This window comes from Chitinophaga sp., from assembly GCF_039596135.1.
In the GTDB taxonomy this organism is placed as follows: domain Bacteria; phylum Bacteroidota; class Bacteroidia; order Chitinophagales; family Chitinophagaceae; genus Chitinophaga.
In genome coordinates this window covers 23,733-34,105 of record NZ_JBCNKH010000016.1, presented here as the reverse complement: position 1 = coordinate 34,105, position 10,373 = coordinate 23,733, and the positions used below count along the sequence as shown (strand labels likewise).

The 10,373-nt window shown below is 39.1% G+C and carries 9 protein-coding genes; 5 read left to right on the top strand and 4 right to left on the bottom strand.

The window, feature by feature from the left end:
• Window positions 1-195: 195 nt before the first annotated feature.
• Entirely contained in the window at window positions 196-600 is a 405-nt protein-coding gene (locus tag ABDW16_RS12535; RefSeq protein ID WP_343670140.1) for a helix-turn-helix domain-containing protein, read from the bottom strand.
• A gap of 143 nt (window positions 601-743) precedes the next feature.
• Between ABDW16_RS12535 and ABDW16_RS12530 the strand changes: the two genes are divergently transcribed.
• Entirely contained in the window at window positions 744-1,601 is an 858-nt protein-coding gene (locus ABDW16_RS12530; RefSeq protein WP_343670139.1) for an SDR family oxidoreductase, read from the top strand.
• Window positions 1,602-1,822: 221 nt separating this feature from the next.
• Window positions 1,823-3,337: a WG repeat-containing protein gene (locus ABDW16_RS12525; RefSeq protein WP_343670138.1), complete on the top strand. Its 1,515-nt coding sequence runs from the start codon at window positions 1,823-1,825 to the stop codon at window positions 3,335-3,337.
• A 355-nt stretch (window positions 3,338-3,692) separates the two neighbouring features.
• On the opposite strand, the gene ABDW16_RS12520 is transcribed toward ABDW16_RS12525, so the two are convergent.
• Window positions 3,693-4,619, bottom strand: a complete 927-nt coding sequence (locus ABDW16_RS12520; protein ID WP_343670137.1) for a DUF4238 domain-containing protein — start codon at window positions 4,617-4,619, stop codon at window positions 3,693-3,695.
• Window positions 4,620-5,035: 416 nt separating this feature from the next.
• Between ABDW16_RS12520 and ABDW16_RS12515 the strand changes: the two genes are divergently transcribed.
• Both ABDW16_RS12515 and ABDW16_RS12510 read left to right on the top strand, forming a co-directional pair.
• Complete coding sequence (locus ABDW16_RS12515) at window positions 5,036-5,956, top strand: hypothetical protein (RefSeq protein ID WP_343670136.1); 921 nt, start codon at window positions 5,036-5,038, stop codon at window positions 5,954-5,956.
• Between the two features lie 53 nt (window positions 5,957-6,009).
• Window positions 6,010-6,402: a hypothetical protein gene (locus ABDW16_RS12510; RefSeq protein WP_343670135.1), complete on the top strand. Its 393-nt coding sequence runs from the start codon at window positions 6,010-6,012 to the stop codon at window positions 6,400-6,402.
• A 333-nt stretch (window positions 6,403-6,735) separates the two neighbouring features.
• Here ABDW16_RS12510 and ABDW16_RS12505 read toward each other — a convergent pair whose 3' ends face one another.
• Entirely contained in the window at window positions 6,736-7,623 is an 888-nt protein-coding gene (locus ABDW16_RS12505; RefSeq protein ID WP_343670134.1) for a glycerophosphodiester phosphodiesterase family protein, read from the bottom strand.
• Between the two features lies 1 nt (window position 7,624).
• Window positions 7,625-9,031 (bottom strand): RagB/SusD family nutrient uptake outer membrane protein, encoded by a 1,407-nt coding sequence (locus tag ABDW16_RS12500; RefSeq protein ID WP_343670133.1) that lies wholly within the window; start codon window positions 9,029-9,031, stop codon window positions 7,625-7,627.
• 157 nt (window positions 9,032-9,188) lie between these two features.
• Here ABDW16_RS12500 and ABDW16_RS12495 point away from each other — a divergent pair, with 157 nt between their 5' ends.
• Entirely contained in the window at window positions 9,189-10,163 is a 975-nt protein-coding gene (locus tag ABDW16_RS12495; protein WP_343670131.1) for a WG repeat-containing protein, read from the top strand.
• Window positions 10,164-10,373: the final 210 nt, after the last annotated feature.

Below are 10,373 nucleotides of genomic sequence, written 5' to 3'. Positions count from 1 at the left end.
AAGGAATATTAGGTCGTACCAAGTTAACAATTTGATTAATTAAACATAAACGGCTCAAAAACTACGTAAAAATGAAACCAGCTCTAAGAGCTGGTTTCATTTTTATATAATATGCAATGACAAAATGAGAAGCAGGCACATGTTCACTTGAAGCATGTGGTTTCCAATCTTTCCATAATCCTCTCATCTTAAGGCTCAAACAGGTTCGATTTCCGGATCGTATTCCTGGTTTACGATCTTATCACACGCCTTCCTGTTCTTCATAACCTCAGGCATGTTCTGTGCTGCCCATTCAGCTAATTTTTCAATATATGGAACTAAGCTTTTCCCAAGTGGTGTTAATCTATATTCAACACGAGGTGGCACTTCAGGATATATTTCCCTGGATACAAGTCCGTCTGTTTCCAATGAGCGGAGGGTAAACGTCAGCATTCTCTGAGATATATCATTAATATGACTGGCGATCTGATTAAAACGAAGTGTTCCCTTATGACTTAATAGACATAAAACAAGAATTGACCATTTGTCGCCAAAGCGATCTAGTATTTGCCGAATAGGGCAATCTACATGATCCATATATTTTTCTAAACTTTTTTCCATTTTATTTAATTGATTATTAGCATTAGTAACATTCGTGTAAGTAGGTTATAATCATGTGCCTTATTGGTTCTAAGAGCGATCCTTTTTAATTTTAATATACCAAAGTAACATTTTTACTGAAACGAAAATAACAAGAAACTACTATGATTTTACTAACAGGCGCTACTGGTCATTTAGGACGGGGCACTCTGGAATACTTACAGATCAAAAATATTGCAGATATTGCGGTGATGGCAAGAGATGCATCTTTGAAGTGGAACGACATTGACGTTCGGATTGGAGATTATAATAACTTTACATCTCTGCTACATGCCTTTAAAGGAGTGGATACCTTGTTGTTGATCTCTACAAATGCTACCGAACATAGATTGCAACAACATGCAAACGCACTTCGGGCAGCAGCAGACAATCGTGTCAAACATATTGTCTATACAAGTATGCTTAAAGCTTCTGCAAGCTCCACATTTGAGCCGGCGGTTGATCATTATCATACAGAAGAACTATTAAAGCAAACAGGCATTCCGTACACAATTTTCCGGAATGCATATTATGGGGATATAATACCAATGTTAATAGGTGATGCACTCCAATCCGGGACATGGTATTATCCCGCAGACAATGCAAAAGTTAATTTCGTTGCAAGAAAGGATATTGCCGAGGCGTTGGCGAATGTATTGGTTAATCCAACCATGCACGAAAACAGGACGTATGAAATTGCGTCTCCTAATTCTTACACATTTAGTGAAATAGCAGGATTAATTAGCAGCATTGCAGGAAAATCGATTGTATACACTCCCATTTCATTGGAAACTATGAGACAAGGTATGCAACAATCTGGTATCCCACCAGCCCTGATCAATTTAATCATAAGTGGAGCAGACGCCATTTTAAAAGGGGAAGCAGATATCACTGATGATACCCTGGAAATGCTGTTACATAGGAAACCATTGGACTTAAAAGATTATCTGGCGGAATTACTGGGTGGAGCAGCGTTGCATTGAGCAGACATCGGGCCATTTTAATTCATTAACAATCAACACAATTTGGTCAGAAAGCCTACCTGTTCCGGGGCACCGAATTGGCGAAAGCCAGAGATAATATCTCCGGCTTTCGCCAATTTATATCTAAGCCCGTTGCGGGCCGGCTAAAGAAGCTGTTAAAAGAATTTTTGAAATACACACCTTTTAGCCGAACTTACAACACTACCAACACCCTATATCTTATGAAAGCATATGTCGCCTTATTATTCTCTTTATTATGCTATCCTGTTTTTGCCCAAAATAATTTACAAGATAAGCCAGTGATGATAGAAGACCGTACGCAGTACGATTACCCTGCCTGCGCTATCCAAAAAGATCCTCAAACCGGGAAAAGTGGCGTGATTATCAACAGAAGTGGTGAAATGATGATCCCCTATGCTTATGATGCACTAAAACAATGTTACCTTGAAAATGAGGCCTATTGTTTTGCTGCAAAGAAAAACGGGTTCTGGGGCTGTATAGATGTTCATCAGAAAACACTATTACCCTTTGCTTATGATTCCATCAATTATGATGGACGGAAATTTTTCCCAGCGGCTAAAAAAGGAAAATGGGGCACTGTGAACATGAATGGTACTGTAAAGATCCCTTTTATTTATGATGACGTGAGTAGCCTTGGGTTTGAAGGGAAGATTTATCTTGTAAAAAAAGATTCGCTGTATGGTTTTGTTACTGCAGACGGGCAGGTATTATTAGTACCTGCGTATACTTCACTTGACCTTCTTTCTAATAGTGCCAATAAATCCACACCCTGGTATGTGCTTACAGATATAAAATCTAAAAAAACTTTGTGGAATAAGGCTACGCAATTACTGGCTTTTCCCGCAAAATATGATTCTATAGCCGATGTGAGTGCACATCGTGTAATTGTTGTATCTGCTGGTAAATATGGTGTGGTTACCACAAATGGGAATGTAGTGCTCCCGTGCAAATATGACTATCTTAAATTCCTTTCAGTGATTGATGATACGCAACCGCTGCTGATAAAAGCAGGAGATAAATACGGGCTTGCTGGTAGCACTACGCTTGCTGCACAGTTCAACGATCTGCAGAGTATTTCCGGTGGATTTTATAAGGTACGTAGTGTTGGGAAGTATAAAATTATCGATCGCACGGGGAAAGCTGTTACGAAAGAAGAATTTGATCATATTGGTGTGTTTGTGAATGGTATGGTACCTGTGTTTAAAGACGACAAGATGGCTTATATGGATGTGAAGGGCCAGGTTGGTAAGTATCAACCCTATGCCTGTTCAGGATATACTGAATTAGATTCTTTGTTTAGAGATATGGCGAGGGTGATGAGTACTAAAGACGATTCTTTGCTGATGCAGTTTTGTAGACGTGTAACTCCTGAACCTTATACGCTGGCGTTTATGAAAAGTATAAACCTGGATCACCGGGATTTCATACATGACATTGAGCATAAAGCATATACTATGGAAAGCATTACGGAGAGCTGGTTCCTCAGGTTACAGGATATGCGTAAGCAATGGGATAAAAAAGGTGTGATCGGGGAACTCCGATACATAGGCTTATCTCCCGACTTTACTTATTTGCGCGATGAAAAATATGCTGTTGAAACGTTTACAAAAACCGTAATTTTTCAGGAAGGTGATATAAAGATTGTGTTTAAGCCATCGGATCTTACAAGAGTAGATGGACGCTGGAAGGCTTTTAAGTTACCTTCCAGAATGTAAAATTGTGGGGAGATTTACAGATGAGCGTCTTATAAACTGTGCAACTTTTGGGCAATCAGTAACAATTGGTTCGAAAACTTATTGCTGCTGGGCACCTGGCGAAAAGGTCGGAGGTTTCTCCGACCTTTTCTTGTTTTAGGATATCTCCCCCCTTGAGTCTGCTTATTAGCTCAAGTATTACATTTGGTTTCTACAGTTCGAAACCTATGACATATCAGTTTTTCTGGGAATATCGGGCTAATGATTTGTTTTTCCCAATTGGGGAAGCGGAGATATCGCAGGTGGCGATGGAGCAATTCGATATTGTAACCATGATTTTCGCTGGTTATAGTTTAATAAATGATAAACGATTTTATCAGATATTAACCAGTACATTTTCGGAAAATGCAATAATAATCTTCGAGCTAACTTTTTTGGTGGCAGTGTTGATAAATCGGACTTTGTCTGAATCCGTTTTCTCGTGATAGAGTATTTTTTCTGAAGATTTACCGCTATTCATGTCATTGGTTGTAACATAAAGGCATGTCTTAGGTGATAGTGGAAAATAAAACTCATACTCCCGGCCAAATCCCGTTGCACTTTCAACCCGATTTTCAAAGAAAGTAAATCCAGGATTATCAGACGTTATAAATTCCATATCTGCAGGTGCATGTAGTATATATTGCTTAAGTTGATATAGTTCAGCAATCACACTGGACATACCAGATTGAGGGGACTTATTTAAATAGCCGGTAAGATACATGTCATGTAAATAACTTGAATCCTGTGCGCGATTCTTCAGCATTTCTCTTATTTTTTGGTCAGAAGGTATTTCTACACCTGTACATTCACTCACCCCTGCCAAAAATTGTTTAAATTTTTTCACGCCCTCTTCGCTAGTATGCCCTTGACGAAAAGTGTTTATAAGTCCTTCTCGGAAAGAAGGGTTTCGACGTTTTATCGTGACAAGCGTCTCGATAAATAGACGGTATATTTTTGCCTCCAGTATCAAAGGCTCCGACTGATAGGTTGTTATTTTTGAAATGATTTTACCATAGTTGTTCTCTTGGAATTTGAAAGCATGCTTTTCTATATGATATTCATCCGTAATGCCGTTAAAGTATAAACTTTGCTCAACGTTGAAGCGGTTTGCATCCTCTTCATAACAAACCTTAGAAGGTGTCGTGATACTTATTCTGCCATTATCGATTCTTTTCTTCCAAAAAGACTTCTGAGCGTTTGTAAATGTTCTCAGATAGCAAACCGGTACAAAATGGTGTTTTTTTGGTGCATTATGCGTCATGCTTCAAATTGAGTTGCTCGTAAATTAAGAAAATAGCCCTCCACCCCGATTCCTTCGTTCAATGAAGGCAAATAATCTCTAATGTAATTAATTTTGATGTTTGAATAGCAATGCTTTACTTACCAAATCATTTTTCGAATTGGCCTACCTGATTTTGTACTTTATTTTTCTTTATAAAATTAGCTATTATCAATAAGTGATTATAATATAGATCATGAAATGCATTTAGATCTACCTGAATTGCATTTTCGTTTAGCCCATTTTACCTTTAATTGTGAGACGTCGGAGGAAATAATAAAGTAAGGACTTTAAATATACTGTTGCACCAAAATACTAACTGATCGCCCCAAAAATACAAACTAGTTGGTATTTTTTTACTGCGTTTGAATTAATAATTTGCCAAGAAAAACCCCCATATGATTAGACGTTTACTTTTATGTCAGTTTGTATTAATATTTGTTTGTTTAACTTCAGCTAATGCCACCTCATTTATCAAGCTGGATAGAGACACTACTTCCCCCGTAGTTAATAAAGATAGCACAATATTAAAAGCGATAAACGATAAATTGAATTTACTTACTGCTGCTAATAAAGGATATTTGGTAGGGCGGTTTAATTATTTTTCGGAGCATCCATATGAGTACAAATATGATAAGTATTTAAAAGCAAAATATAAGGCTAAAGTTGTACGACATGCGAATAAACAGTTGAAGAAGGATTTCAAAAAGGGAAAGTCGGCAGACAAAGATTTTGAAAGTGTTAATTTGTTTGATACGATCGGATTGTCGAAAATTGACCTGGACAGCGTGGAATTTAACATTTCGGAAGGTGTGATTGAGTGGATACGGGTAACAACTAAGGATCATCGTACCTTTGAGAATAAGAGTAATATTCCGCTGAGTGGGTATGATGGCTTTGCGCAGCTGAATTTTTTGTATGATATGAAGGATGCGAATAACTTCTTAAAAATTAATGACGTAATTCTGTATTTGCCAAAGCCCGAAGCCGACATCATTCCTAATGATGATACTGTAAGATTTAATAGTGAATATAAAAACAAATTGTTATCTGCCAGTCTGGATTTAAATTCCAATCTTGATTTTCGAATCTATACTGACTTGTTAGGGCTCTTCAACAAACAAGGAAATGGACTTGTGCAAACAGAAGTGAAGTCAAAAATTTTCTTTAATTCTAGTCCGGTGATGAAACATTTAAACTTGTATATATTTAATTATGTAGAACCTTGTTTTCAGTATTCAAAATTTGATAGCAAGTACAACGGTGTCGTAATTGGGGATACGGTATCGCCTCATGTCATCAGTTATGAGAGAAATTAACAATGAATCAATATGCTTATCTGAACTTGGGATTGAAGTTAAATTTATTTAAAATGAGAAGTTCTACTGTATCGACTGAGCTGAATACAGGGATCTACTATAGCTTCGTTGATGTCAAGTTTTCCGATACAGGGCGTATAATGGCTAATAATCTGATCGGGTATTCAGTCGAGAATGCGGGGACTATTCTTAAATCAAGGCATTTTGGGATGAATTATAATATCAAGCTATTATGGCAACGAATAGCAGGAACGGGATTGAATGTGATTAATAATGAGGTAGAATTTTATGTAAATCCGGAGGTGACCATGTTTTATTATCCGGGAGATACGAGTGCGGATGGCGTGTTTGTAAGATTTAAGGCAGTGACTAACTCGTTTAATAGAGGATATCCGGTATTACAGGTGGGATATAATAGTACATTGAGTTTGACTAAGAAAAAGTAGCTGTCAATGAAGAAAGTAATCAAACCATTTTCGGGTAAAGCTCAAACCCATATTTTGATTATTTCTATAGTCTATTATCATTACCTTCATTGATATGACCATGGTGTCGTGAGCCACAGGTTGTGGCACACGACACCGATCATAATGACTCTTTAATAATCAACAAAAATTGCCCCCAAAACCTTCCCCTACCAGGCACCTGGCAAAAGCCAGAGATACTATCTCCGGCTTTCTTATTTTCAATCCCCAATGCCAACTCCCCGCATACCACAATTATTTAATCCACTCCCACAATAATCACCTCTCCACATTAATCCAACACAAAAAATCGCACTATCTGTGCAACCCCTTCCTCCGAAGATAACCCAGCATCGCAGCCGGTCTGTCTGTCTGAATGATCGTAAACCCTTTAGCCACCAGCCAGTCCCAGCTATCCTTCAAGTTACCATCGTCAAAAGCCATATCATCATAATGGCCTCCATTCAAACTACCCCACAGTGCATTTACCCAAATACGGCAATCTTTTTTAGGCAGGTTGGATAAGATCGATGCGGTATCACTTTTGAAAATAAATTCAAATGCCGCAGCATGCAACTGGTACTGATATTCATGCAATGTAGCAGCAGCATCGCTCTTATCCAGGTTGATGATTGGCATATACAACGCTTTTACAATGACAGCACCATGTTCTGCCTTTAATGCTGACAATGCAGCCTCACCTTTAAAAATCCCATGGTCAACTGTGCCTGTTTTTTCAAGTACGGCATAAGTTTCATCCATGTATCTGTAACTCTTGTCCAGGTTGACCATCACCTTTCCTTTCATTTCCAGCATAGCCTCTTCCAGTGTAGGAATACGGTGAGTAGTCGGCACTCCTGCACCATTGCGCAGGTACAGTGTTTTCAGATAAGCAAATGTTACATCCTGCACTCTCCCCTTGCCGGTAGTAGTACGATCGATGGTCTCATCATGCATCAATACCAGAACGCCATCAGCAGTTTTCTGTACATCTATTTCTATAATATCCACTCCCATTGCAATCGCATAGCGGATAGCAGCGAGCGAATTTTCAGGGGCATTTCGCCAATCACCACGATGTGCTGCTACCAGTACCTCTTTACTCTGTGGATTTTTAAACGCGCTAATAATAGTGTCTACAGGTCTTTGCGCCATAGCAGCTACACTACCTGCCAGCATCAATAACGTCAATAATTGTTTCATATTAATAACCGGTATTTTGTTTAATGGATAGATCTGTGTCTATCTGGCCCTGAGGAACAGGCATCAGCAGGTTATGCGCATCAATGGAGATCTGGATATTGTTATCTGTAAACCACTGGTTCATCACGCTGATAGCGGTGCCCGTGCGTACCAGGTCAAACCAGCGATGCCCCTCGCCTATCAGTTCAAATCTTCTCTCAGTTGCAATGGCATCCCGCAGGGTCTGCTGGGTGGTGGCAGTAGTGCCGGCTAATCCAGCTCTTGTGCGAATGGCGTCAAGATAAGGAATAGCAGCAGCAGTATTGCCCAGTTCATTTTCACATTCTGCCAGCATCAAAAGTACATCCGCATATCTTAATACGACCACATCACTGCCGCCATCTGTAATTACTGTGGTTGGTTTGGTCAATTTTTTGCAATACGGAACACCTGCCGCTGTCACATCCAGGTATATCCCTTTCCGCTTGTCATCATTTGTATATAAATTATACAATGATTTTGTAGGCAGATTATGTCCCTTTGCACCGGTTTGTGTACCAGAAGGGCTGAAGATCTGAAACATAATAGACCCTTCTGTATTCCCGTTTATACCAGATGCGAATTGTACTGAAAAAATGATTTCAGCATTGTTCTCATTACTGATATTAAACACATCTGCAGGATTGTTCATTAACCGATGGTTACCAGAACTAACCACTGCATCCAGCAAGGTTTTGGCAGCACTATAATTTCCCTGTGTAAGGTACACCTTTGCCAACAGGGTCTGAGCGGCAGTTTTCACGACTCTTCCTTTTTGTGTGGCAGTGACCGGCAATTGGTCGATGGCTTCTGTGAGGTCTTTTGTAATCTGGGTATATACATCTGCAACAGCATTTCGCCCCTGACCAAAGTATGTATTCGGATCTGTTGTTTCCTGTGTAACCAGCGGTACATCGCCATACAATCTAACCAGGTTAAAATATAGCAAGGCCCTGATGAACTTCATTTCTCCCTTTCTGGCCTCTTTTGTGGTGTTTGAAGCATAGGTAATATTATCAATGCGATTCAGTACGAGATTGGCTTTCTGAATAGCATAGTAAGACTGTCGCCAGTTACTAGCTATGATATTATTAGCAGGTGCGACTGAAAACTGGTCTAGCTGCCCATAGACGCCGTCATCATTTGCCGGCACCTCATCAAAGGTATTATCAGATGGTATTTCGGAAAGTGCCGGGAGGTATAGTCCATACAGACCATTTTCCTGTAGGTTGCCATAGGTAGCATTCATATATTCTTCTGCCTCTGTTTCATTGCCGGGAAAACTACCTGCATTTTTCTCCGTAGTTGGCTCCTGGAATAATTCTTTTGTGCAGGCGCACAGCGTCAGCAACATGCCAATTACTGCCGGTATGAGGATATTCTTTTTCATATTCTTGCATTTAACTGGTTAGAAGGTAACATTACAGCCGATGATGAAAGACTTTGCCAATGGATAATTTGAGTTGGACAACCCATTGGTGAGTACATTATCCGTAGATGTAGCATCCGGATTGTAGCCCTTGAATTGCGTAATTGTAAACAGGTTATTGCCAAGCATCAAGGGGCAACCATTAGGGACAGGTAAATATATGGATATCCTTCCGTTTACAACAGATAACACTGTCGCACGGATTCCCAGTCCAATGGGTACATGGATCGTCGCTTATATAGATACCCTGGGTAAAGAGATTGTAAGATTTGATGTAAAAAAGTATATATCAATTGTGCAGCCACTCAGCAAAAGCGGGGGGATTTCATTTATTTCGTTATCCGATTTCCTTCCATTTGCCAATGGATTAACCCCTATAAAATCCGATCTTAAAAAGCAATACGGGTACATCAATAAAAATCTTCAACTTATTATTCCTGTTACTTTCAACAAAGCCAGACCATTTTCGGATGGACTTGCAGCTGTGCAAAATGAAGATGGCAACTGGGGATTTATTGATCTGAAAGGAAAACTTGTTATTCCATATACTTACTCCAGAGAGCCTTCAAGATTTATGTCAGGACTTGCATGTGTGAAAAATAAAGATAGGCTAAAAGGTTATATTAACAAATCAAATGAAGTAGTTATTGCCCCCAAATATGAAGATGCCACAGTCTTTTATAAAGGCTATGCGCTGGTTCGCGAAAAATATGGTACTCCAGCGCTTATGATCGATAGTACTGGAAAGGTAGTAACCACCTTCCCAAAAGATTTATCCTACATTGACAATGCTACACCATCAGCAGGAATTTATGGTGGAGATAGCCCGGATTACCCTTTTTATGTTTCAGAAACATTGAAACAACTGGTCGATGAAGGGAAAGGCATATTTTCTTATGGTACAAGCTATGGCCTGGTTGACAAATATGGTAAAGTGATTCTGGAATGCAAGTATGATCACCTTTCCGATTACCATAATGGTAAAATGTTTGCATATAAATCAAGCTTTATAGATAACGCTACCAAGCATGAATATGGCATTTTAAAGGACGATGGCGAATGGGCTATTCTGATCGTACCTTCAGAGTTTTGAATTATCTGGTTTACTAGAAATTCGACTCCCCTAATTGCTTAATAATTAACAATATTTGGTTCGAACACTTACCGCTTAAAATATCGTTTATCTTCTTTACTCTTAGCTCAGCGTCCGCCATTTAAAATATAGGTGCAATTATAAATTAGTGCAACAGCCACTATGTATTGATGGCTAAAACAATCGAAGGAAAAGTTCAGGTTAAAAAAG

Coding starts and splice junctions, on each gene's coding strand:
- ABDW16_RS12520 (WP_343670137.1), bottom strand. CDS start 4,619: ATGACGCATAATGCACCAAAAAAACACCATTTTGTACCGGTTTGCTAT.
- ABDW16_RS12535 (WP_343670140.1), bottom strand. CDS start 600: ATGGAAAAAAGTTTAGAAAAATATATGGATCATGTAGATTGCCCTATT.
- ABDW16_RS12505 (WP_343670134.1), bottom strand. CDS start 7,623: ATGAAACAATTATTGACGTTATTGATGCTGGCAGGTAGTGTAGCTGCT.
- ABDW16_RS12515 (WP_343670136.1), top strand. CDS start 5,036: ATGATTAGACGTTTACTTTTATGTCAGTTTGTATTAATATTTGTTTGT.
- ABDW16_RS12530 (WP_343670139.1), top strand. CDS start 744: ATGATTTTACTAACAGGCGCTACTGGTCATTTAGGACGGGGCACTCTG.
- ABDW16_RS12510 (WP_343670135.1), top strand. CDS start 6,010: ATGAGAAGTTCTACTGTATCGACTGAGCTGAATACAGGGATCTACTAT.
- ABDW16_RS12500 (WP_343670133.1), bottom strand. CDS start 9,031: ATGAAAAAGAATATCCTCATACCGGCAGTAATTGGCATGTTGCTGACG.
- ABDW16_RS12525 (WP_343670138.1), top strand. CDS start 1,823: ATGAAAGCATATGTCGCCTTATTATTCTCTTTATTATGCTATCCTGTT.